Annotated in this window: 20 protein-coding genes and 1 riboswitch; of the genes, 15 read left to right on the top strand and 5 right to left on the bottom strand. The window is 44.5% G+C overall.

All coding sequences use genetic code 11. From position 1 onward, the window contains the following. Positions 1–17 precede the first annotated feature (17 nt). Positions 18–2321, bottom strand: a complete 2304-nt coding sequence (metE, locus tag N2245_RS07230) for a 5-methyltetrahydropteroyltriglutamate--homocysteine S-methyltransferase (protein ID WP_494536061.1) — start codon at positions 2319–2321, stop codon at positions 18–20. 16 nt (positions 2322–2337) lie between these two features. Then, positions 2338–4227: a bifunctional homocysteine S-methyltransferase/methylenetetrahydrofolate reductase gene (locus tag N2245_RS07225; RefSeq protein ID WP_494536060.1), complete on the bottom strand. Its 1890-nt coding sequence runs from the start codon at positions 4225–4227 to the stop codon at positions 2338–2340. An 80-nt stretch (positions 4228–4307) separates the two neighbouring features. Beyond that, positions 4308–4409, bottom strand: a riboswitch (SAM riboswitch). Positions 4410–4565: 156 nt separating this feature from the next. Between N2245_RS07225 and metK the strand changes: the two genes are divergently transcribed. The 3 genes from metK to N2245_RS07210 are packed head-to-tail and all read left to right on the top strand — an operon-like array spanning position 4566 to position 7197. After that, positions 4566–5795 carry a methionine adenosyltransferase gene (gene metK / locus N2245_RS07220; protein WP_494536119.1) on the top strand — a complete coding sequence of 410 codons (1230 nt, stop codon included), beginning with the start codon at positions 4566–4568 and terminating at the stop codon, positions 5793–5795. 27 nt (positions 5796–5822) lie between these two features. Further along, positions 5823–6149: a hypothetical protein gene (locus N2245_RS07215; RefSeq protein WP_012875128.1), complete on the top strand. Its 327-nt coding sequence runs from the start codon at positions 5823–5825 to the stop codon at positions 6147–6149. Positions 6150–6159: 10 nt separating this feature from the next. Continuing rightward, positions 6160–7197: an SIR2 family protein gene (locus N2245_RS07210; protein WP_494536059.1), complete on the top strand. Its 1038-nt coding sequence runs from the start codon at positions 6160–6162 to the stop codon at positions 7195–7197. Here N2245_RS07210 and N2245_RS07205 read toward each other — a convergent pair. Together N2245_RS07205 and N2245_RS07200 are read right to left on the bottom strand one after the other, a co-directional pair. Beyond that, a complete protein-coding gene (locus N2245_RS07205) occupies positions 7194–8366 on the bottom strand; it encodes an acyl-CoA dehydrogenase family protein (protein WP_494536058.1) in 1173 nt (390 codons plus the stop codon). The two genes, N2245_RS07210 and N2245_RS07205, sit on opposite strands and share 4 nt — an antisense overlap. A gap of 24 nt (positions 8367–8390) precedes the next feature. Further along, entirely contained in the window at positions 8391–9359 is a 969-nt protein-coding gene (locus N2245_RS07200; protein WP_494536057.1) for a UDP-glucuronic acid decarboxylase family protein, read from the bottom strand. A gap of 183 nt (positions 9360–9542) precedes the next feature. Here N2245_RS07200 and N2245_RS07195 point away from each other — a divergent pair, with 183 nt between their 5' ends. The 4 genes from N2245_RS07195 to N2245_RS07180 all read left to right on the top strand — a co-directional run bounded on the left by N2245_RS07195 (position 9543) and on the right by N2245_RS07180 (position 14491). Next, positions 9543–10280 (top strand): sugar transferase, encoded by a 738-nt coding sequence (locus N2245_RS07195; protein ID WP_494536056.1) that lies wholly within the window; start codon positions 9543–9545, stop codon positions 10278–10280. A gap of 22 nt (positions 10281–10302) precedes the next feature. After that, positions 10303–11826: a Wzz/FepE/Etk N-terminal domain-containing protein gene (locus N2245_RS07190; protein ID WP_494536055.1), complete on the top strand. Its 1524-nt coding sequence runs from the start codon at positions 10303–10305 to the stop codon at positions 11824–11826. A 596-nt stretch (positions 11827–12422) separates the two neighbouring features. Beyond that, on the top strand, positions 12423–13178 hold the full coding sequence (locus tag N2245_RS07185) for an O-antigen ligase family protein (RefSeq protein WP_494536054.1): 756 nt from the start codon (positions 12423–12425) through the stop codon (positions 13176–13178). Between the two features lie 23 nt (positions 13179–13201). Next, the gene (locus tag N2245_RS07180; protein ID WP_494536053.1) at positions 13202–14491 is read left to right on the top strand and encodes a lipopolysaccharide biosynthesis protein; all 1290 of its coding nucleotides are present in this window, start codon (positions 13202–13204) and stop codon (positions 14489–14491) included. Here N2245_RS07180 and N2245_RS07175 read toward each other — a convergent pair. Continuing rightward, entirely contained in the window at positions 14466–15443 is a 978-nt protein-coding gene (locus tag N2245_RS07175; protein WP_494536052.1) for a sulfotransferase family protein, read from the bottom strand. The two genes, N2245_RS07180 and N2245_RS07175, sit on opposite strands and share 26 nt — an antisense overlap. A gap of 32 nt (positions 15444–15475) precedes the next feature. On the opposite strand from N2245_RS07175, the gene N2245_RS07170 reads away from it, so the two are divergent. The 8 genes from N2245_RS07170 (at position 15476) to N2245_RS07135 (ending at position 23776) form a co-directional block, all read left to right on the top strand. After that, complete coding sequence (locus N2245_RS07170) at positions 15476–16777, top strand: O-antigen ligase family protein (RefSeq protein WP_494536051.1); 1302 nt, start codon at positions 15476–15478, stop codon at positions 16775–16777. Positions 16778–16792: 15 nt separating this feature from the next. Next, on the top strand, positions 16793–17530 hold the full coding sequence (locus N2245_RS07165) for a class I SAM-dependent methyltransferase (RefSeq protein WP_494536050.1): 738 nt from the start codon (positions 16793–16795) through the stop codon (positions 17528–17530). A gap of 35 nt (positions 17531–17565) precedes the next feature. Further along, on the top strand, positions 17566–18951 hold the full coding sequence (locus N2245_RS07160; RefSeq protein ID WP_494536049.1) for a hypothetical protein: 1386 nt from the start codon (positions 17566–17568) through the stop codon (positions 18949–18951). Then, positions 18951–20126: a glycosyltransferase family 4 protein gene (locus N2245_RS07155; RefSeq protein ID WP_494536048.1), complete on the top strand. Its 1176-nt coding sequence runs from the start codon at positions 18951–18953 to the stop codon at positions 20124–20126. Before N2245_RS07160 ends, N2245_RS07155 begins: the two co-directional genes overlap by 1 nt. A 76-nt stretch (positions 20127–20202) precedes the next feature. Beyond that, positions 20203–21192 carry an NAD-dependent epimerase/dehydratase family protein gene (locus N2245_RS07150; protein ID WP_494536047.1) on the top strand — a complete coding sequence of 330 codons (990 nt, stop codon included), beginning with the start codon at positions 20203–20205 and terminating at the stop codon, positions 21190–21192. A 10-nt stretch (positions 21193–21202) separates the two neighbouring features. Continuing rightward, entirely contained in the window at positions 21203–21988 is a 786-nt protein-coding gene (locus N2245_RS07145; protein ID WP_494536046.1) for a WecB/TagA/CpsF family glycosyltransferase, read from the top strand. Beyond that, on the top strand, positions 21978–22628 hold the full coding sequence (locus N2245_RS07140) for a DNA-3-methyladenine glycosylase (protein ID WP_494536045.1): 651 nt from the start codon (positions 21978–21980) through the stop codon (positions 22626–22628). The genes N2245_RS07145 and N2245_RS07140 overlap by 11 nt, the downstream gene beginning before the upstream one ends. 113 nt (positions 22629–22741) lie before the next feature. Further along, positions 22742–23776, top strand: a complete 1035-nt coding sequence (locus tag N2245_RS07135) for a magnesium transporter CorA family protein (RefSeq protein ID WP_494536044.1) — start codon at positions 22742–22744, stop codon at positions 23774–23776. Position 23777 lies beyond the last annotated feature (1 nt).

Genomic DNA, 23777 nt, shown 5'->3' with positions numbered 1-23777 from the left:
TGTGGGAGCCGCATCTCCTAGGAGATGCGGCTCAGCATTTCTTCTCTTACTTGGTTGGCCGCTTGTACCATATTTCTTAACGAAGGCGTTGCTTCTTCCGGCCTCCTGGTCTTCAAACCACAGTCTGGATTGACCCAAACCTGCTCGGGTCTAAGGACTGTAAGGGTTGCCCTGATGTTATCTGCCATCTCTTCAACTGTTGGTACTCTAGGAGAGTGCACGTCATATACCCCAGGCCCGACCCCTTTATCGTAACCGTGCTGCCTGAACACCTCCAGCATTTCTAGATCTGATCGGGCGTTCTCTATGTATAGCACGTCAGCATCCATATCGGATATAGCTTCTATTATGTCTCCGAACTCGCTGTAACACATATGAGTGTGAATCTGGGTTTCCGGCCTTACCCCGGAAGATGAATATCTAAAGCATTTGACTGCCCAATCTAGATATTCTTTCCACTCCGATTTCCTGAGTGGTAGACCCTCTCTAATTGCTGGTTCGTCTATCTGAATGATCTTGATACCTGCTGATTCCAGGTCCAGCACTTCTTCTCTTATAGCCCTAGCTATCTGTAGGCAGGTTTCAGACCTTGGCTGGTCATCGCGCACGAAGGACCAGTTGAGGATTGTAACAGGTCCTGTAAGCATACCCTTGACAGGCTTTTCCGTCAGAGATTGGGCGAACGTGATCCACCTTACTGTCATAGCTGTCGGCCTGTTGATGTCCCCATAGATAATGGGAGGCCTAACATACCTTGATCCGTAGCTCTGTACCCATCCATGCCGTGTAAAAGCAAAACCATCAAGCTGCTCTCCGAAGTACTGGACCATATCGTTTCTTTCATACTCTCCATGAACGAATACATCCAGGCCCAGATCTTCTTGCAGATCTATAAGCTCTCTGATCTTGTTCTCGATATACCCTTCATACTCCTGTTGAGAGATCTCGCCGTTCTCGAATTTTCTCCTTATCTGTCTGAGTTCAGGAATCTGAGGGAATGAGCCTATAGTTGTGGTAGGTAGCAACGGTAGTGGTAAAGTATTTCTCTGTGTCTCCACCCTGGATTTGTAATCAGGATCTCGAGTGTAATCAGATTCCTTTATAGATCTGATCTTCTCTCTTACCTCTGGATTGAACCTTCTTGTAGAGGCATTTCTCCTTTGGATGACCTCAGCATTTGCCTCTAGCTTGTCCTTTATAGCCTCTCTCCCGAGGTTGATCCCGTCTCGTAGAACTACTATTTCTTCAAGCTTCTGCTCAGCGAAGGCAAGCCAAGATTTGAGTTCATCGTCAATGTGGGTCTCCAAATTGACATCGATGGGCACATGTAGGAGTGAGCAGCTAGAAGATACCATAAGCTTTTCACTTCCAACCTCAGTAGCAAGGAATTCAAGCTGCTCTAATTTTGTGTGGAGGTCCGTAGTCCAGACATTTCTGCCATCTACCACTCCAGCTACCAGGTACCTATCCTCGGGAAATCCAAACTTTCGAATGTATTCAAGGTTCTGATGACCTCTGACCAGGTCGAGACCGATTGCGCTAACTGGTAGATTGACTACTTGCTGATAGGAATCACCTAGATGGCCGAAGTACGTAGAAAGTATTATTTTGATGTTTGTATTTGAAGCTATTTGGCCATATATTCTGTGTATCGCATCTAGCTCTTCCTGGGTACGATCCTCTACGAGTATAGGCTCATCAAGTTGAATCCACTCTGCTCCAAGATTTGCCAGCTGGTTAATAACTTCTACATAAACAGGCGTTATCTTGTCAGACAGAGCAAGTAAGGGATTAAAACGTTCTCCCTCAGGTCTACTCAGTAGCAGATATGTTGCTGGGCCAACCAACACAGGTTTTGTGCTGATACTTATATCCTTAGCAAGCTGAAAGTCGTCATAAAATTTACTGGATGACAATTTGAATTCCTGATCGGGATAAAGTTCAGGAACTATGTAGTGATAATTGGTGTCGAACCACTTGGTCATGTCCATAGCATTTGCAGCATTGGTCCCAGATCCGCCCCTAGCCATAGCAAAGTAGGTATCTAAATCGACGCCTTGGTTATCATGCCTAAATCTAGGAGGAATAGCCCCAAGCAGAGTCGTAGTATCGAGTACATGGTCGTAAAGAGAGAAATCCCCAGAGGGTATCAGATCTATACCTATAGACTTCTGAGTTTGCCAGTTATTTACTTGGATCTCCTTAGCCGTTTGCAAGAGATCTTCTTTGGATATCTTGCCAGACCAATAAGATTCCAGCGCTTTCTTTAACTCTCTGTTCTTACCAATCCTTGGATAGCCATGTATTGTAGCTAGAGCCATGCTTTACTCCTCTATTTCACTTATTTGCTGCTTGAGCTTCAGAACTATTGCTAGCAGTTGGACGCTTGTCCATATCCAGCGCTTCAAAGACCTGTGCACATACATCGTATCTACCAAAAGACGGCATGAGGTAAATACCTTGTACGAGGTGTTGTGCTTGATGAACCAACTCCTGTGCGAGACGTACTCCCTCCTGTAGACCATTGGAGCCGGCACGCCTCATAGCATCAAGTATATGCTCGGGTACATATATTCCCGGTACCTCGTTATGCATAAACTCTGCGTGCTTATAGCTTTGCAATGGTAGCACACCAAGTATGAAAGGAACGGGGATGTTACCTACTCTATCAAGAAACTTTTGAAGATCCTCTACATCGTATAGGGGTTGGCTCATGATGAGATGAGCACCAGCCTCTATCTTTTGCCACATCCTATCGATTTGGAACTCTAGGTCCTTAGCTGTTGGATCAACAGCAGCTGCTATGCAGAACCCGGCCTTGGCCCCTATCTGCTTACCTGCTAGATCGAACCCTTCATTCATTCTAGAAAGAGCCTTGATTAATCCGACGGAATCTATATCCCAAACACCTGTTGCATCTGGATAGTCTCCGAGGCTGGGAGGGTCGCCCGTAAGAGCTATGACGTTCCTTATACCCATAGCGTGAGCACCTATGAGATCGCTCTGTATGGCCATGACGTTCCTGTCTCGAGTAGTGAAATGTATGATAGCCTCGATGGGAGTGGTTTCTTGAATGAGCTTGGCTAGTGCTATACAGCTCATTCTGACCCTCGCCATCGGGCTGTCACCTATATTGATCCACTTGACCCCCTTCTCGGCCAACATTTTCGCGCCCTCAAGAGTTTTGCGGGCACTTAACCCCTTAGGGGGATCTACCTCAACGCTAACTATGAACTCGCCCTTCTTTATTGCCTGTGCAAGCTTGGTAGGTTCAGGCTCTCCAGAGGGTACAGCGGTTATATACGGGGACTTCTGTTCAATATTAACAGTAACCGTAGTAGCATGATTGCCATCTTTGATTGCCGTAGCCATGGCGGATATATGGGCAGGCGTCGTACCACAGCAACCACCTACGATTACCGCACCAGCTGAAATGAATTTCTTCGCATACTCTGCAAAATATTCTGGAGTACTTATGTATACGAAGTGTTGGCCTCTACGAGAGGGTAACCCAGCGTTAGGCTGAGCCGATACCCTGTGTGCACCTGCAGCGATCAATCTCATTACAACGTCTAGTGTGCCTTGTGGCCCGACTGAGCAGTTGACACCAATTACATCTACATCCGAACCTTTCAACGCCTTTACGAAATCCTCAGGGGTATCACCGCCGTGAGTGAGCTCGTCTTCGCCAAAAGACATCTGAGCTATAATTGGTAGCTCACACACCTCCTTCGCAACTTCTATTGCAATCAATAGCTCTTCAAGCTCTGAGAAGGTCTCGAACATTATGATATCGGCACCCCCCTCAAGGAGCGCCTCTATCTGCTCATGGAAAGTATCGCTAATTATCCTATCTGTCAGAGAATTATATTCGGTTGCGGGCCTGCCTATTGGACCCACCGAACCCGCAATAAACGCTGGTACTCCAACTATCTCACGGGCCTCTCTAGCTATCTTTACCCCTCTTAGGTTTATATCCCTGACTTTTTTCTCTAGCCCAAATTCCTTTAGCCTGATTCTATTAGCTCCAAAGGTGTTAGTGGTTATGATCTCCGCGCCAGCCCTGAGATAATCTATATGCACACCGCTAACAAGGCTTGGATCCAATATATTGAGTTCGTCGAAGGATTTACCGTAAGGTACACCCCTCTCGTAGAGCTGCGTACCGATAGCTCCGTCCGAAAGTATTGGACCTTTTTCTAGACGCTCTACAAAAGGATCTTTCATAATTTTATTGTATCCTCTCTATGTTATCAGGAGACAGCAATAGGCCCCTTGCGCAATGACAAGGGGCCTATAATGGTTGTCCCTTATCTTGCGACTTGGTCGCCGGAATTGGCACCTGGCGCTCCTAGGCGCTGGTTGCCGGGCTTCACAGGGCCGTCTCCCTCCACCTCTCTTGATAAGGTTGCTTATTTATTCTTTTATTGGAATAAGAATATGTGCTGGACCCCTTACATGTCAAGGCTTATTACCCGTGTGATATTATAAGCTAATAAGTAAGAATCAAACTTCTCAGAGAAGTTGTACCAAGAATAGGAGGTACCTTAGTGGCTGACAACTTCATGGAGGCCGAAAGACTATTATTTACTAGTGAATCCGTGACACAAGGGCATCCGGATAAAATCTGTGATCAGATTTCTGATGCTGTACTGGATGCTTTTCTTGCAATTGATCCTAACGCACGGGTAGCCTGCGAGGCAGCTGTGACGACTGGTTTAGTAATGGTCTTTGGTGAGATTACTCTGCGCGAGGGTTACGTGGATATACCCTCTATAGTTAGAGATACCGTGAAGGAGATAGGTTACACCTCCTCCGAGTACGGCTTTGACTACGAGACTTGTGGGGTTGTGACTTCTATCAAAGAGCAGAGCTCCGATATAGCTATTGGTGTAGATTCCTCGCTCGAGGTGAAGACATCTCACAACGTTGACCCTTATGATCAGCTGGGTGCTGGTGATCAGGGCATGATGATAGGCTTTGCTTGTGATGAGACTCCTGAGCTCATGCCCATGCCTATATATCTGGCACATGCTCTTACAAAGCGATTAGACTATGTGCGCAAGTCAGGTATAGTGCCCTATTTCAGGCCGGATGGTAAATCTCAGGTAACGGTAGAGTATAGTAAGGGCAGGCCAGTAAGAGTTGATACGGTTGTCGTTTCTATTCAACATGACCCTGATGTTACCCTAGAGCAGATACGCAAGGATGTAAGGGAGCATGTAGTTGAAGCGGTAATTCCTTCTGAACTAATAGATAAGGACCTCAAGTTGTATGTGAATCCTACAGGAAGATTCGTATCTGGTGGCCCGAAAGCAGATGCTGGGCTTACCGGGAGAAAGATAATAGTTGATACCTATGGCGGTATGGCGAGACATGGAGGCGGTGCCTTCTCGGGTAAAGATCCCACCAAGGTAGACAGGTCCGCATCCTATATGGCCAGATATATAGCTAAGAATGTGGTAGCTGCCGGACTTGCGCGTAGGTGCGAGCTTCAGGTTAGCTACGCTATCGGTGTGGCTCATCCGATATCTATCATGGTTGAGACATTTGGTACTTGTGCCCCTGGCATTACAGATGCCAAGATAGAGCAGCTCATCAGAGAGCATTTCGATCTTAGACCCAAAGCCATATTGGACAATCTCAGACTCCAAAGACCTATTTATAAGCCGACAGCTACTTATGGGCATTTCGGAAGATCAGATATAGACGCGCCGTGGGAGGAGACTGATAAGGCTGATATCTTAAGAAGGGCTGCTGGTATAGAATTGGTTGAACAAGGTGTAAGTAATTAGTTTTTTGCAGTCAGTACGGTTTGTGCTATGAGAAGATTCATATCTGAAGATGAGCCATTGACGCCAGAAGAAGAGGAGGTTGGAAGGCTTCTAGCGGAGAGGTATCCAGACGTAGCTCGTCTGCTGTTGGCGGCAGCAGATATAACTCATCTTTCCTATGATCAAAAGAAGAACACGGATTTCCTTATGAAACTCTCAGGCATAGCTGCCGATGTGTTAGTTTCAAATATGCCTGCTGCTGAGGCTAATGAGTATGTACTTCGAAAGATAGAAGTTCTGAAGGCTGAACTACGAGAGAATATGTTTGGGCCCCAGACTGGACCTTGGGCTCAGGGCAAACCTCCTAGGATCTAGGAATATCAAATTGGCTAAGGTTTATTTTTTGGGAGCAGGCGCATCGCATGAAGCAGGAGTGCCTTTATCAAATCAAATCTTAGCTGCTGGCTTGCAACTATTAGAAAGCTTGAGCTCTCGACAACCCGCTGAGAGCTCAAGTTACTTAAGTGCACTCTCGGACCAAGATATAGAATTAATATCAAACGTGTATGATTGGATCGGAAGAGTCTTTCATGCCGGTAAGCTCGATACTTCTCATCTGCCTCCTTTAGACATAATTTGGGGTCTGGCTGATATAGCTATCGGCAGGAAGTCCAAGATAGTTCCTAAAGACTTTGATATATCTGAAGCGCTGATCAATCTAATTCAGCACGTAGTTGCAGGATGCCGAGTGATCTATGATCAAGAAGGTAATCCCTCTTATGATTTCTCCACGAAATATGACAACCCATTTACGAGGTTTGTAGAGGTTGTGGAAGAAGATGCGATTTTTATAACCACCAACTACGATCTGCTGCTAGAGAGAGCTATAAAAGAATCTGGGAAAGATTTCTGGTATGGGTTGGAAGGTAATACTCCATCCAGTGGGTATCTGATGATAAAGCTTCATGGTTCTTTCAATTGGAGATACTGTGCGGAGTGCGATGAGATCTATGTACTTGATGGGAATCTGCAAGATGACAAACCCATCTATGCGCCCAATGCGAAAACTTGCCCTAGGGATGGTAGTGATCTACATGCCGTCATGATCCCGCCAAGCTTAGTACAGGTAAATATGATTCGCAGCCTACAAAACGTATGGAAGCTAGCTCATAACGCTATCCGTACGGCTGATGGAATGGCGATTATTGGGTATTCTATGCCTGATGCAGACCTGGAGATAATTTATCTTTTACGTCATGCGATGTATCTTAATAAGAGTATTACCGAAGGTGGTATAGAAGTAGTCGACTCCCGTCCTGAGACCATCGATAGGTACAAAGCTCTGCTCGGAGCTCATCTTATCTCAGAGTACCCTATGAGCTTTGATGAATATTTGGAGGTTCGCAGGGAACAGGGTAGTTAGGTAAGCCGTATTGCTAGACCTAACGATTCCATGCCAAGCATCCTAAGAGTTTCGTGGTCTGCTGGGGGATTATAGAGACCAGCCCTGGCATCTCTAAAATACCTCTCTAGAGGCAGCTTCTTAGATAATGCGTTACCACCGGCGAGCCTCATAGCTTTATCCGTTACCTTTATGGCACAGTTGGTACAGGTGTATTTGGTCAGGGCTACGTCCCCTGATATTTTGTCTCTAATCTCGATATTCTGATTCCAGCGTTTTGCTGTCGTTTCTAGCATTATCTCGGCAATACGAATATCTGCTGCGATCTCTCCTAAACCCTGTTGCACGTGTTCTAATTCTGCTATAGGCTTTCCCAAAGCACTTGGGGTTCTGTTTTTACAAAAGTCGACTATGAACCTCTGAGCTGCTTTAGCTATACCTAGGTATATAGCGGAAAGGGTCAGTGCAGACCATACTCTTCCACTATTTGCAGGGGCTTGGCTTTCTTTAGGAATTATGAGAAACTTATCTGGGACAAACACATCCTCCAAGATGAGATCATGTGATCCTGATGCTCTCATACCTAACGTATTCCAGGTTTCTTCGATAGACAGTCCGTCGGAATCTCGAGGGACCAAGAAAGTAGCTCTTCGGTCATCGACAGCTGCTAGAACTATAAAGTAATCTAGGATAGGTGCTCCAGTGACAAAACTCTTCCTACCATTGAGAACCCATCCATCATTCTTCTTCTCTGCCCTTGTCTGAGGTAAACCTCCGCGGCTTGGAGAACCCATCTGTGGTTCGGTTGCCGCCGAGTTGATCATTGCCCCCTTTTCAACAACTTCCCTGCAGATGAATTCAAAAAAACTTTCTGGCCAATCTCTGCTCTCAGCCTGCCTGCCAATTAGGGATAAGTGCATACCAAGTACCAGAGCGGTACTGGCATCCCCCTTAGCTATCTCTTGTTGAACAGCCACAAGCTGCTCTATGTTAATCCCTACACCGCCGTATTCTTGAGGCACGGTGAGTTTATGCAAACCCTCATTCCTAATAACTTCAAAGTTTTCGAATGGGAAAGAGGCTTCTTCATCGTGTCTAGCTGCCTCAGATGCAATTTGTATACTGATTTGACTTGCTATGCTTAGCACACTGTCAACAGTAGACAAAGTTTCAGGTTGCGAATTTATCATGCCTAAGCTCCAATCTTCTTTTACCTAAGTAGCAGCCAGGACTCCAAGTTCTGCAAGCTCAGTGCGAAAATATTCTATAGTACGAGGTATACCCTCAGATAATGAGATGCATGGTGCCCAATCTAACAAACGCCTAGCTTTAGATATGTCCGGACACCTTCTGTGAGGGTCATCTCCCACTATAGGTCCCTGGAAGCGTATCTCTGAAGAGCTTCCGGTCAGCTCTATTATCAGCTTTGCATAATCTAGCACCGAATGTTCATCTGGATTTCCTAGATTAACCACTTCTCCAGATGTTTTTTCGGACTCCATCATGCGTATCATACCTTCTATTGTGTCATCGACATAGCACAAGGCTCTAGTTTGCTTGCCGTCGCCGTAGACTGTGATAGGTTTGTTTAGTAGAGCTTGGGTAATAAAGCTAGGGACTATTCTTCCATCGTAGGGATCTGATTTTGGCCCATAGGTATTAAATATTCTTACTATACGTACATCCACCTGCCTTACTCTGTAAAAGGCCATACACAGAGCTTCTCCGTACCTTTTGCCTTCGTCATACATGGATCTTGGGCCTGTGCTGCTTACGTTTCCCCTGTATTCCTCGCTCTGAGGATGCTCAAGTGGGTCTCCGTATACCTCTGAAGTTGAAGCATAGAGTAAACGGGCACCGTGCTTTTCGGCAAGCTCAAGAAGGTGAAGAGTGCCCTCACTGTTCACCCTAAGCGTCTCTATCTGGCGAGATTGATATCCTGGAGGGCTGGCAGGGCTAGCTAGATGGTATATGCGATCAAACGGACGGCTTGTGTTGGGAATACCTTCAATAACGTCGTGCTCTATAAAACAGAACCTGGAATGTGTTAGTAAGTTAGCCAGGTTTCGAATCCTACCTGTGCTAAGGTTATCTATACACACTACCTCATGTCCTTGCTCAACTAGCCTCTCACATAAATTAGAGCCAACAAAGCCAGCTCCGCCAGCAACTAGAACGCGCATAGACCTCTCCCAGACATGAACCTATAAAGCCCGACTAACGTTCGAGTTATGATACCTTATTACCGGTCGCATTACTAAATTCTGTATTATGATAAACAATAAATCTTGAAATTATTAACTTTTGATAATTACTAAGTTAAATCCTGTGATTAGCCTTTGCTTATCTTGTTAGGTAAGAGTTCAATGCTTGAAAGAACATCTAGTAAGTTGATTAGAGAAGAGCATATTATATCTCCTGTTTTGATGGATATCGCAAGCCTAGAAGGGTTGAGAGGCCTCTTCGACTTCATTAGGCGCTATGGTATTAGCAATAGGTATACCACTAGGGTTATTTACACTACTTTATTCAAACCTTTATTAGATCGAAGCACGGCATTAGTGTTTCTAATATTGCTTAGTCCGATCTTGTTATTGATAGGACTTGTAATTTATCTTGACAGTGGAAGACCGATTATACTGTCGCAGGAGAGGGTGGGAAGAGGAGGATCAATAATCAGGATATACAAGTTCCGGACAATGCTCCAGCCTGAGAGGTGGTCCGATGTTGGATATGATCCCAACTCTATGCCTCACAAGATGAGGGACGATCCACGGGTTACCAAAGTTGGGCGTATACTAAGAAAAACCAGCTTAGATGAAATCCCTCAATTGCTCAATGTCTTAAAGGGTGATATGAGTCTGGTTGGTCCTAGGCCGGAACTACCTGAGATAGTTGAGCGTTATCAAGATTGGCAACACTTTAGGCATTTAGTAAAACCAGGAATAACTGGTTGGTGGCAAGTTATGGGTAGAAGTGAGCTGCCAATGCATGAGAATACCGACCTTGATATTTATTATGTACTTCATCAGGGCTTAAAGTTAGACGTTGAGATATTGCTGAGGACTATTTGGGTGGTGTTTTCAGGTAAAGGTGCTTTTTAGAGTTTAGTCTAAGGGTGAAGCTATGAGTGAATCTCCAAGGTGGGTATCTCCCAGACAAGAACCTGCGATTGGCCTGGGGGAATATTTGTGGATGCTAATTAGGAATTGGTGGATACTACTCATTACAGCTGCGCTTCTTTCTGCTGCAGGCTATGCCTGGGCTACTTATCAGTATCCTTCTTATTCGGCAAGTGCAGTCCTGATGGTTAACCCCAGTTCTACCCCAGGGCAGATAGATCCTCGTTACCTTCAAGTCGCCAACTCAATGATTGGCACATATCAGGAGATCATTACATCCCAACCTGTGCTTTCTAACGTTGCCAAAGAGATAGGATGGAAAGGGAGGGTATCGGCGCTCAAGGATCATTTTGATGCTAAGAATCCTATAAATACTCAGCTATTAGAAATAAACGCAACTTTTAACGATCCACAGACTAGTATCAAAGCTTTGAATGCACTTATACAGGGTTTTTACTCATGGTACAGCCAAAGACTACGTGCTGATATACAGTCTGACCTACAACAACTCAATCGTGAGATAGCACAGGCCTCTGCACAGGTAGATGATGCCAGGGCTGTATATATGGAGGCTCTTAGGTCAGCCGATAGTTCCACACCAGCTGGTAGGCAGGAAGTCAGACAGGCGCAACTTGCACTGGCCCAGGCTAACAATACTTATCAGGGATTGCTCCAGCAGAGGCGTGATTTACAGGTTCAAATCCTGTCTCCAGATTTAGGTATCACTACCATCATACCTGCTCATCTCTCCGGCTCTCCCTCAAGGAGCTCCAAGATCCTAAATACCCTTGCCGGGCTCCTTATAGGTCTAGGGTTGGGTAGTGTCCTGTCTGTAGCCAAGGAAAGATCTAGACGTAGAGTATTCTCTAAGTCTCAAGTTGAGCAATACCTAGGGGTTCAAGTTTTAGGCGATGTAAAGCTGAGTAGACTCCGAAGGTTTGATGTTGAAAGCCTATCCAGGACACCAAGTGTTAGATTAATTGCTGCTAAGATCAGGCGCGATTTATTAGGTTCTGAGGAGCGTGTAGGTACTGTATCCACTACTGAAGACACAGACCAACAAATCAAGGTCGCGGCAGCAATCGCCAAGGCTATGTCTTATACCGCCAGCCGTGTGCTATTAGTAGAATGCGCAACAAAGAATCCTGCTCTAACTAAGGTCTTTGATCAAGATAATGATAAGCACCCTAGGGTAGGCGATTCTGCTCCCGCGGTTGTATCCTCTGTTGAAAACCTTGAACTCATGCTTGTACCTCCTACCTCCAGTTCTCGTAACCTTTCCGAACTAGGGTTGCACGAGCTTATAAGTGATTCCGAGGATGTTTCCAGCTTTGCGTTGCTTTATATTGCTGATCCAATAAACAACACTAACTCCGATCTTCTTGCTGGTAACAAGGTAGATTGTTGTGTAATAGTTACACAGCGCAACAAGACTCTTTTATCTAAGTTGGAAGAAACTGCAAGATACTTAGACATAATGGGATGTTATGTGGCTGGTATTGTACTAGTAAGGGAAACACTTTTGTGAGATGTTGGTGATGCATGGTTATATCACGAGATGCCACGGAGCTTGCTAGCTGTCGTCAGAGCCACAAATACTTACGATTTTTGTTCTGGATTGAATCTGCAGTATCGGTAGTGGGTTTATTACTTGTTACAGATCCTAGACTACGAGGATGGTCCGGACTAACCCAAACTAATAACGGTAGCTCTTCATCTGATCCCGGCAATACCCTATTATTTGCCACCTATGTGTTAGTCCTTCTTTTTTCTCTAATACACTACGAGCAAATATTGAGAGTTACGAAGAAAGCTCTCCCTCTGTTAGTCCTTGTTGCTGTAGCATTTTTGTCAATCCAATGGTCAATTCAACCCACAGCTACAAAATCAGCTGCTCTCTGGTTAGCTGGTACTACCTTGTTTGGAATTTATTTTGGTTCCCGTTTCACTCTGCGCCAGCAAATCAATATCCTATGCGTGGTTGTAATCTGTGCTGCTGTTCTTAGCATAATCGCTGTAAAGCTTTTTCCGGAGGTTGCTATTGGAACTGGCTCTTTCGCCGGTGATTGGCAAGGTATATATCTACACAAGAACAGACTGGGTCGCATAATGTCACTTGGAGTTATGCTATTCGTTATTCGAATCAGTCGTTACAATATAAAAGACTTGTTTTATATCGCCGGCTTGCTATTATGTGCTTTCCTGCTTGTCAAGTCCGATTCTTCTTCTGGTTTAGTCGTTGCTCTAGCAGTTATCCTGACCAGATTAGGATTAGATTTCTTGTCCAAGGATAGAGCGCTCTACAAATCCCTTATTATCTCTGCCTCTATAACTGCTGCTGGACTAATTCTAGCTATATTAGCTAATCCTTCTGAAGCTGCTGCATTGGTAGGAAGAACAGGGACACTTACAGGGCGTACTACCTTATGGGCTTATTTAATGAATTTTGTCCATGAAAGGCCCTGGACTGGCTACGGCTTCGATGCATTCTGGAGTAGAGATAGTATTACTCTAGAAATAGTTCAAAGGTCGGTATATTGGGCTCCCAATCATGCTCATAATGGGGTACTAGAGGTACTGCTCGACTTAGGAGTGTTAGGGTTAATTTTGTTAGGTCTTATATGGTTAAGTGTCTTCGTTAGAGCTATGAGGCTAGCCTTAGCGAGAAATAGCCTCGAGGCACGCTGGCCTCTGATGTATGTCGTATTCTATACACTCTGGGTGATACCTGAAGCAGCTGCTTTGGGACCTGCTCAGATAAATTTCTTATTATTGGTAGCTGTTTTTTCCTATCTAATCGTTCAAAGGTCTGTGACAGGCCCCACTCTTGCTACCGACCAGTTAAGTTATCCCATCTTACTTGAACCTATTAGCAAGTAAGAGCTTGAGAGATGAAGGTCTCTATGTCTATGGTCGTAGAAAACAGCTTGTGGCATAAACTATTTACTGTATATAAGAGCTACATCTTAGGTAAGAATGCTCTTGGCCTGATCGATCAGGCTTTGATATCTGCTGGCAATTTTACCGTGATGGTTTTGCTCGCCAGGCAGTTAGATCCTCATGATTTTGGAATATTTACGCTTATATACACTGCTTTGCTTTTAGCCAACAATGTCCAGACTGGTCTCATTACTCAGGCCCATAACGTCCTAGCGGTTACTAAGAAAGGAAGAGAGTACAATACATATACAAGTACCACGGCGACTTTTCAGCTTGCCGTAATAACTCTTGCCTTAATACTAGGCCTATTAGCTTTAGGCTTATCTAAGATATTCTCCCCCGGGTTGATTGCGATTGTATTATCTACTCTTTGCGCTCTTATAGCTTGGCAAGCCCAGGAGTTTACAAGACGCATACTCTATACTGAAGACAGGCTTGGGGGAGTGCTACTGAACGATCTCATTAGTTATGGTGGGCAAATCTTATTGTTAGTATTCCTATGGTTGGTGGGCAGCCTAAGTAGCGTTACAGCACTCTATTCGATGGCAGCTACTTCTGCGGCCGCAGCAGTCTTAGGAACCTTCCAGATTCGGCATGCTTTGGGCACAGAGGTAAGTGTTGCTATTATCAAGGAGATATGGGACTACGGTAAATGGGTGGCAGCTGGTAGGATTGGATATTGGCTGTCGGTACAGCTTTACGTCTACATAACCGCGATATTGGTGGGACCTTTCGCTGCTGGCGTTATAAAGGCTGTGCAGGTTATACTAGGTCCCCTTAACGTACCACTGATATTTCTAGATACCATCCTTCCGATCAGGTTTAGCCGAGCATTGGATACACAGGGTCTAAATGGCTTCAAACGACAGATGAGATTATCGTTTGTAGCGACAGCGCCATTGCTGATTCTTTACTGCGGCTTAGTAGCTTTATTCTCTACAGAGATCCTAAGACTTGTATATGGAGCAAAGTACGAACAATATGGTCTGACCCTATCACTATTTGCTTTATATTACTTTGTTACTTATGTTGGCAGGATAATATCTTCGGGTCTAAGGGCTATAAGAGAGACAAGATCGTTTTTTACGATCTTTGTTTCTTCCACCCTGATAGCGCTGATTCCAGGAATATTTCTAGTCCTAACCCTGAAGGTAAACGGGGCGATTTTGGCGATGAACTTAGGCTATTCCATAGTAGACTTTTTCTGGTTCAGAAGACTAGTAAAATCTATGCACTTACAAACGCCAACATAAGTATGATAAAGAAGGCTATCAAATTTAGGTAGCCATAGTGATGCATCATAGGCATGGCAAGAGAGGTAATGAGTAGTTTAGATTTGGCATCTAACTTTTCTTGCCACTCCTCGTCCGGCTTAATCTTTACGTTACCTGTACTAAACCTACTTGGATTGCCTGATACTGTGTGAGTTGGAGCCAGTCTCACCGTGTTTTGATCCACGAATGGGGTTTCATTCTGATCTTTTATTCCGACCATCTCGAGTATACGTTCGGTAGCGCCCTTGGGGTTTTGGACGAAATCTTCATATCTCAACAGGATATATTTTTCCGGATCGTTCTTCTTCCAAAGAGCTTCTATAGTCGAGTTCCACAGAAGCCAGAAGAAAGTGCTTTCTATAGGGCTGTGCCCCCTCATGTATTTGTTACTTCCCTGGTCTTTCATCTCTTTCTTTCTAATCCATGAATAGGCTACAGCCCTCGGGTCCCTGACCATGTGAACTACATAGAGATCTATATTAGGGATGCTATCCAGAATGTAGCCGTATGTAGGAAACTTGGAGGAGTCCACTATTACTTGTGATTCCGATGCGGCTTTTACCTCTTGGTATAGAGACGCTAGCGTATACCTGTAGGTATCTACTCTTGATATAAGCCTATTCCTTATGCCTGGAAGGGCTAACATAGGGATATGCCTGGATCTTAGCCCGTTTTCGGTCCAATGTGCCATGTATTCTATCTTGGCTTGATCATTACCTACTATAGGTTCTAAGACATTTCGCCAGAAAGTACATTCCTTTAAGGGTGTTCCACAACCACAGAGCCTGTTTTCTATAAGACCTCTTTGCCAGATGTATCTTATCTCTCCTGTTGAGAACAAGCCGCTATACTGCCCTAATATGTTGTCCAGAATGGTCGTGCCGCTTCTTCCCCATCCAGCAATGTATAGCACTTTGATTTGATTAGACATCTACCCTCTGCTCAGTTCATTAGTATATTTTTATGATAACTGCTCATCACTTTATAATGGAAGTGTTATGGTTTCTTGGGGAGGGCGTCGACATAGCTGACTCGAATCAAAGATGTCATAAACTATCTCTTGTTGAATATTGTCTAGTAATTTATACCTACTTGGTAACCTCTGGAGCCTTTATACCTCTTTTATATTCCATATGGCATCCGAACGCTGACTTTATAAGTATTGTGCATTCCATGCTTCCTTTCTTCTATGTATCTTATGTTGCAACTTTGGTCCTCATTATAATCAGGGCAAAAATGATCATCTCGAGGATACGGCATGTGTGGCCGATATCGATGTTCTTAATCTGGAGTTGTTTATCTCTTCTGTGGGCGGTTGATCCCTCCATTACTCTGACTAAACTGACTATCCTTTTGGGAGCTACTATAGTAGGTATATATATTGGCACTGTATTCAATCAAAGACAACAGATAAATTTACTATTTATCACCTTGTTAGTAGCCTTAATATGCAGCGTAGTGTTTGTTCTGATTAGTCCTGAGTATGGGATTATGACAGGCTATCATGCCGGTAACTGGAGGGGCGTGTTTTATCATAAGAATACTTTTGGGAAACTTGTTGTCTTGTTTGCTGTATTAGGAGCCATATTAATTTGCCAAGCAGAAACCTTAAGGAAGCGATTTGTTCTAACTATATCCTTAATTTCCTCAGCAATGCTGGTTTGGCTATCAGACTCTGCTGTCTCGAAAGTAATAACCATTGCAATGCTATTCTTATTCATCCTTTTAATCTTCCAAATCAAAAACAAACAAGTATTAGTTCCTATATGGTCTAGTGCTACAGCTTTAGTGCTAGGGATGGGTTTACTTCTAGCTGGCAACCTACATGTTGTGTTCGCGGCACTTGGTAGATCTTCCAGCCTTACTGGCAGAGTCCCTTTGTGGGAAGCGCTTATACCGATGATACAAAGTAGGCCGTGGTTAGGATATGGCTACGGTAGCTTCTGGTTGGGTAATAGATGGCCTTCTAGCGTTATATGGAATCAGATTGGGTGGTACCCTTTCCATGCTCATAACGGCTTTTTGGAAATACTAATTGATTTGGGTTTAGTTGGATTAGCATTCTTTTTGATTAGCTACTTAATAATCTCTCTAACTGCGGTTCGTAAACTTTTTGCAGTTAGACATATTGGTCATATGTATCGTCTTTGGCCCTTGTTATATTTATACTTTCTCTTTCTTGCTAACCTGACTGAATCCACAATTATTTGGTATTATCCTTTCTATTGGATTTTGTATGTTGCTCTATTCTTAACCAAAGACTAAAGAGGTAAGTTAGCTATGCCTTCTAGCTACGCTACTAGGTTTCAAACTGAAGAGGCTGTTAAGGAATATGAACAGGTTGAGTATTCGCCTAACAGCTATTCTGCAAAGATATGGTCTTTGCAAAAGCCTGTAGTACTAAGTTTGATCGAAGATTTTGCCTCTGCTAGGACAGGGTCAAGATTGCTAGATTTTGCTTGTGGTACCGGAAGGATCCTATCTGCAGTTGAGCCGCTGGTGAGTGAGAGTGTGGGTCTGGATATATCACCCTCAATGATTAAAATTGCTGCTTCCAAGTGTAAAAGGTCAGAGCTTATAGTTGGAGATATTTTACAAACTCCAGATTTGGTGGATGATCAATTTGATATCGTTACTTGTTTTCGATTTCTCCTCAACGCTGAGTCACAAACAAGGATCGAAGTCCTTAAGATTTTGCGGTCAAAACTTGTCTTACGTAATGGTATCTTGGTTGCTAACGTACATGGTAATTCTTGGTCTACTAGACATATTGCGTTGCTCTACAGGAAGTGGGCCAAGGGAGAAATTCATAACGAGATGTCTCCCCCTGAGATCACTAGGATGTTCCATGCAGCTGGTTTCAAGGTAGTTAGGTGCTATGGATTTGGGATAACACCTCCGACTTTATATCGGACCCCGCTTGCTCTACCGGCTTTCAAGCTAGATTCGATAGCGGGAGACATAAATATATTCAGGAATATATCGGTAGATCTGCTATATGTCTGTGTTCCCATGTAACTTACTAGGGCTTAGCATCTGGGAGGTATATCCTTGTGGACCCTAGATCATTCTCCTGGAAGTATCTATTGCATTCACAAAGTAGACTTCTTCCTGTGCAGATTCCCAAGGATCTGTTACCGTTTCTCTATTCTGCTATTCATCCAGACGGTGATACAGCCGTCAAAATTGGCGAATCATCTTCCTGTATCAGTGATCATGCTCATAACGCACTAAGGTCTGCAGTAGTCCTGAATCCAAATAAATCTGATTGGGCTTATATTCGCAGGCAGGGGTTCAAGTTCATTAGAACTTATGGGGTGTTCCCAAGTATTAGAGACGCCAGATGGTATATTCCACTAGATAATCCTCTAGTTACTTTCAGGGCGTGGGATATATACAAACCCTTTGCTCTAAAGGGTAAGGTCTATAAGTGGGTATGCAGGCCTTTATCTCTTACAAGGCTCTCTAAGTACTTTAGTGACACGCTGCTCATAGCTCAGGACGAAGTACCAATTCTGACTGAGATAGCGTCTAAATATGTGGAAAACGATCCTGCCAAACAATTTATCGCTCTATCATCTGGTACGCCCGGACCCTCTAGAAAAGTAACTGCATGTTTGATAGATGAGTCTGGATACCCGACGGTTTTTGTTAAACTCGGGGACACCGATAAAGCCATAGCTTCGGTGCAGCATGAATTCGATATGCTGAATTATGTTGGTTGCCGAGAATATGAGTCTTTTGAGATACCCATTGTTCTGGGCTACGAAATGCGTGAAACATTTACCTACATAGCGACCAGACCAATCGGCAAAACCAGGCCATCTGGCTATACCCTCTTGCCTTTGCACATAAACTTCTTAAGAGAAACCTATAAACCCGTCGATGGACAATATCCAGTGGATGACCTCGTGCACGAGCTTACGTCTAGATACGATAAGATCAAGGACTCGTTACCCCAAGAATTTAGTGCCGCTTTAGCTGAATCTATCTTGTACATTGAAGACGCGATCCTTTATAAAGGTATGCACTCCCAGCTATCCCATGGGGATTTTGCTCCCTGGAACGTGTACCTCACGCCAAAGCGACTAGTTCTACTTGATTGGGAAAGCGCAAAGATTTCTCAGTTTCCACTTGCTGACGCGTTCCACTTCGTCATGCAGGTAGAATTATTAGTGAAGAATACGTCCGGAGAAACTAGTGCCGCTCGAAGTCTCAAGGAGGGGCAACGTGTAGCTAAGCTGATTGGTGCCGATTTTTCTTACAGACAAATAGTAGGCTTGTATATGGCGTATCTTGCGGACGTAATTTTGAGGTGGTTCGAAGACAGATCGGGGCAAGATAGCTATCATCTAGATGTTTTACAACTGGGTCGATTGAAAGCTTTGCTTGCCGCCTCTCGCCTCTACAGTGATGCTCGATCGGGAATTACGAGATAATGCGTATCTTGGTAGTACATAACTACTATAAGCAGCCTGGTGGAGAGGACCAGGTATTTAGATCGGAAGTCGAGCTGCTACGAAATAGGGGGCATGAGGTCTTTACTCTAGAGGCAACTAACGATGAGATCCCTGATAATCCCTCCATAAAGGACTCTTTGGCTGTAGCGCGTAATACAGTTTGGTCCTATAGGGGATATAGGTTAGTATATGAGGCTGTGGCCAGGAACAGTATCGATATAGTCCACTTTCACAATACATTTACTAGAATCTCTCCAGCAGCTTACTGGGCTACGAAAAGAGCCGGTGCTAGAGTAGTTCAAACTTTACATAACTACAGGTTATTTTGCCTTAATGCACAGTTCTATAGGGATCATAGAGTTTGCGAAGACTGCCTGCACAAACCAGTTCCCTGGCCTGGAGTATGGCATAGATGTTATAGGCAGAGCAGACTAGGAAGTACAACTGTAGCAGTAATGCTTACTCTTCATAGGAGTTTGCGCACCTTTTCTACTTACGTGGATGCCTATATAGTCCTTACCGAATTTGCGCGGTTAAAAGTAATCGATGGGGGATTATCGCCCCAAAAAGTGTATGTAAAACCTAACTTCCTGCTGGATGATCCGGGTCAAGGCTCACATCTAGGCGGATATGCCCTGTTTGTAGGTAGATTATCTGAGGAGAAGGGAGTATCGGTACTGTTAGAAGCATGGAGTGATCTTAGCCTTGATGTACCATTAAGAATTGTCGGGGACGGCCCGTTGAGTGGGAAGGTTGCAACTGCGGCACAACATGATAGACGTATTGAGTACTTGGGTAGATTAACTCAGGGCGAAGTAAGGCATCAAATGCGAGATGCAGCTGTCCTGATTGTTCCTTCTCTGTGGTATGAAGCTTTCCCGATGGTAGTTGTGGAGGCGTACGCTTGCGGATTGCCAGTGGTAGGTAGCAAGATCGGCAGTCTTGACTCCTTAATTGAAGATGGCATTCAAGGTGTGAAGTATCCCCCTGGAGATCATAAGTCCTTAGCGGATAATATAAGTTGTTTATTATCTCATCCTAACAAACTAGCGGAGATGAGTCTCAACGCAAGGAGAACTTACGAAGACAATTATAATGCCGATGCTAACTATAATGCTCTGATGCATATCTATAGTGAAGTTTTATCGAAATAAAGCTTACTATGTGCTTGGGCACTGTTCTTGATAAGTAAAATATATTGGCTTCTATGAGTTGTTAGGAGGTTGACATTTGAGCAAGATATTAGTAACTGGGGCTGGAGGTTTTATAGGTCATCACCTAGTCAAGAGCCTTAAGGAGCAAGGCCACTGGGTCAGGGGAGTAGATATAAAGCATCCAGAATATGAACCATCTCCTGCAGATGAATTCTTGATCCTGGATCTAAGGCGTTGGGAGAACTGCCTTAGGGCTACTGAGGGCGTAGAATACGTCTACAACTTGTCTGCCGATATGGGAGGCATGGGGTTTATCTCCTCTAACCATGCAAGAATTCTTCATAACAACATCCTGATTAGCACTCACATGATAGAGGCTGCTAGAGTCAATGGTGTTGATAGATATCTCTTCACATCTTCGGCTTGTGTGTATCCTGAGTATAGACAGCAGGAATCTAATGTTACTCCTTTGAAAGAGGAGGATGCTTATCCTGCTGACCCTCAAGATGCTTATGGTTGGGAGAAGTTGGTATCGGAACGTCTGTGCATACACTATCACGATGAGTATGGATTCAACACCAGGATAGTACGATTCCATAACATATATGGACCTCTAGGTACTTGGGATGGTGGAAGAGAAAAGGCTCCAGCAGCTATATGCCGAAAAGTGGCTATAGCCAAGCTTACTGGTAACCCGGAAGTCGAGATATGGGGAGATGGTGAACAGACCAGGAGCTTTTGCTATATAGACGACTGTGTGGTAGGCATACAAAAGATAATGATGAGTGATTATCATCTCCCTCTCAATTTAGGCACGGATAGGTTAGTAACCATCAATCAGCTTGTAGACATAGTAGCCGATATAGCCGGAATAAACGTAATCAAGAAGCACGTGCCTGGTCCTCAAGGTGTAAGAGGTAGAAACTCTGATAATACCCGTATACGGCAAGTTCTGGGCTGGGAGCCACAGATATCTTTAGAAGAGGGACTAAGGCGTACCTATGAGTGGATCGAGGATCAAGTAAGGCAGAAGCTTGCTATAGAAAGTAGCAAAGTGTCAGTTTAGGGTCTGCAAGTTGAGGAACCTTACGACCTATAAAGGACGCCTTAACGTACTAGGTGTAGGCATAAGTTCTATAGATATGAAAGGAGCCTTATCCAAGATAGATTCCTGGATAAGGCTCCGAGATAAGCAGTATGTATGTGTTACTGGGGTACACGGCGTCATGGAAAGCCAAGTTAATCCCAGGTTGAAAAAAATACATAACCGTGCTGGCATGGTTACTCCAGATGGCATGCCGCTTGTGTGGCTAAATAAACTTGCGGGCAACAACTGGGTAACTAGAGTATATGGCCCGGACCTTATGCTCGCTGCTTTTTCTCAAGGATTAGAGAGAGGGTACAAGCACTTTCTGTATGGAGGAGGTCCAGGGGTAGCAGAAAAGTTAGCAGAGTCCCTCCAGGAAAGGTTTCCAGGAGCCCGAATAGTGGGTTGCTATACTCCTCCTTTTGGCCCTTTGTCAGAAGACGAAGACCAAAAGATAGTTGAGATTATAAATTCATCCAATCCCGATATAGTGTGGGTTGGCCTAAGCACCCCTAAACAAGAGCTGTGGATGTACGATCATCGCAATAAACTCGAAGCTCCAGTACTGATAGGTGTCGGGGCTGCTTTCGACTTTCATGCTGGGCTGAAGGCACAGGCGCCAGAATGGATGAGACGGGTGGGTCTGGAGTGGTTGTTCAGGCTTGCCACCGAGCCTAGAAGGCTGTGGAAGCGGTACCTAAGAAACAACCCACTTTTTATCTGGAGTGTATCTCTTCAGATTCTAGGACTCAGGAAGTATCCGTGTGAATGGTAGGAGCGTGCTTACCATATCCCTGGAAGATATTTCCACTCTCTTTGATGCTTATCTTCCTGGTTACGATTTCTATGCTCGCGATCCATGTGAGGTAGCTATAGATCTCATAGGTTCATACCTTGTAAGTACGGACCACGAAGGACTCACAGCCATAAGGATAGTGGAGGTAGAAGCCTACGGGGGAGAGGATGACCCTGCGTCGCATGCTTTTAGGGGGATGACCAGAAGAAACGCACCTATGTGGGACAGCCCAGGGAGATCCTATGTTTACTTTACTTACGGTATGCATTACTGCTTCAACATAGTAACATCTCCCAAAGGTGTTGCTGGGGCAGTCCTTATTAGGGCTGGGCGGCCGGTTCAAGGCATTGACATAATGACACGAAGGCGTGGCAAGAGCTTATTGGGAGATCTTTGTAGTGGCCCTGCTAAGCTTTGCCAGGCTATGGGGATAGACCTAAGTCTAAATAATGTTATCTTGGACACTCCAAGGATTTGTCTACTTGTACCTCGAAACAGGAACCATCTAGAAATAGAATGTAGCGCCAGGATTGGTATACGCAATGGCCTGCATTTGCCCTGGAGATTTTACGAGAAGGATTCAGTGTGGGTATCTACCAAAAAATTAAACCCAGCATAGTTTTTTATTGTCCACTAGGCTATTTGTGTATTCCTCGTCTTGCCTGTTGTTTTTACAGGTAGTACTCTTTACCTGGCTACAGAAATTTTTACTTAGCTATTAGAGGACTTTGGGTGTCTAACATCCGCAGAACCGACAGAATAAGAAGCTTTGCTGGTCCGCTTAGAAGTATAGCCAAGCGTGGTGCATCTATGTCTCCGCCTATAGGCGTTGAGGTACGTGAGAGAAGGAAGGAGATCAGATATAAAGGTTTGCGGTGGATAGATATCCATAGACCTACCTTGGAAGACATCACTTACCTTGAGCAAGAGTTTGGTTTTCATCCTCTGGCATTGGATGACGTAACGAGTAAAATCCAAAGGCCAAAGCTGGATGACTACACAACCTACCTCTTCTTAGTGCTGCATTTTCCTGTATACGATCCTTCGGAGAGGGTGGCCGTGCCAAGTGAGGTTGATTTCTTTGTAGGTAAAGACTATGTGGTTTCAGTGCACGACGGTCAGTTGAAGCCGCTTTTGTTGATGTGGGCTAGAGCCGAGGAGGATGAAGAAAGCAGGGAGCGCTATATGTCTCAAGGACCTGAGATGCTCCTGTACTACATAGTAGACAGGCTTACTGACTACTTGTTTCCTATGATGACTAGGATAGATCAGAAGCTGGACCTGCTCGATAACAGGATTTTTCGAGGTGATCCCAGAAGGGCAGTGAGGGACCTTGCTGACTATAGACATGACATCATTAGCCTTAGGAGGATCATTCGTCCTAACATGCTAGTGATATCTCAGTTAGAGAACGGGAGAGCTTCCTTTCTGGACGAGAACCTGCAGCCTTATTGGGGGGATATCCTCGATCATTTGCAAAGAGTATGGGACATGCTTGGGGAGTTCAGGGAGCTAGTGGAGGCATTCGATGACACCTTCAATACTCTATACAGCTACAGGACGAACGAGACACTTCGTATACTTACTGTGATAAGCGTCCTACTACTTCCTCTTACCCTCATATCCGGCATATGGGGCATGAACATACCATTACCTTTTCAACCCGAGTTTAGAGATAACCCCTATTCATTCTTGGCGATAATAGTTCTAATGCTAATTACTGTTTTAGCTCTGATATTCGCCTTTAGGCGAAAAGGGTTGTGGTAAT

It is taken from the genome of Thermobaculum sp. T2p (assembly GCF_059335935.1).
Note: the sequence above shows the minus strand (reverse complement) of the source record. Positions and strands in the feature narration are given on the sequence as shown.

Bases quoted from the DNA above. Each gene is read 5' to 3' on its own strand.
- metK (WP_494536119.1), top strand. From the start codon at position 4,566: ATGGAGGCCGAAAGACTATTATTTACTAGTGAATCCGTGACACAAGGG.
- N2245_RS07165 (WP_494536050.1), top strand. From the start codon at position 16,793: ATGCCTTCTAGCTACGCTACTAGGTTTCAAACTGAAGAGGCTGTTAAG.
- N2245_RS07205 (WP_494536058.1), bottom strand. From the start codon at position 8,366: ATGATAAATTCGCAACCTGAAACTTTGTCTACTGTTGACAGTGTGCTA.
- metE (WP_494536061.1), bottom strand. From the start codon at position 2,321: ATGGCTCTAGCTACAATACATGGCTATCCAAGGATTGGTAAGAACAGA.
- N2245_RS07175 (WP_494536052.1), bottom strand. From the start codon at position 15,443: ATGTCTAATCAAATCAAAGTGCTATACATTGCTGGATGGGGAAGAAGC.
- N2245_RS07170 (WP_494536051.1), top strand. From the start codon at position 15,476: ATGATAACTGCTCATCACTTTATAATGGAAGTGTTATGGTTTCTTGGG.
- N2245_RS07225 (WP_494536060.1), bottom strand. From the start codon at position 4,227: ATGAAAGATCCTTTTGTAGAGCGTCTAGAAAAAGGTCCAATACTTTCG.
- N2245_RS07180 (WP_494536053.1), top strand. From the start codon at position 13,202: ATGTCTATGGTCGTAGAAAACAGCTTGTGGCATAAACTATTTACTGTA.
- N2245_RS07190 (WP_494536055.1), top strand. From the start codon at position 10,303: ATGAGTGAATCTCCAAGGTGGGTATCTCCCAGACAAGAACCTGCGATT.
- N2245_RS07185 (WP_494536054.1), top strand. From the start codon at position 12,423: ATGCTATTCGTTATTCGAATCAGTCGTTACAATATAAAAGACTTGTTT.
- N2245_RS07200 (WP_494536057.1), bottom strand. From the start codon at position 9,359: ATGCGCGTTCTAGTTGCTGGCGGAGCTGGCTTTGTTGGCTCTAATTTA.
- N2245_RS07215 (WP_012875128.1), top strand. From the start codon at position 5,823: ATGAGAAGATTCATATCTGAAGATGAGCCATTGACGCCAGAAGAAGAG.
- N2245_RS07155 (WP_494536048.1), top strand. From the start codon at position 18,951: ATGCGTATCTTGGTAGTACATAACTACTATAAGCAGCCTGGTGGAGAG.
- N2245_RS07195 (WP_494536056.1), top strand. From the start codon at position 9,543: ATGCTTGAAAGAACATCTAGTAAGTTGATTAGAGAAGAGCATATTATA.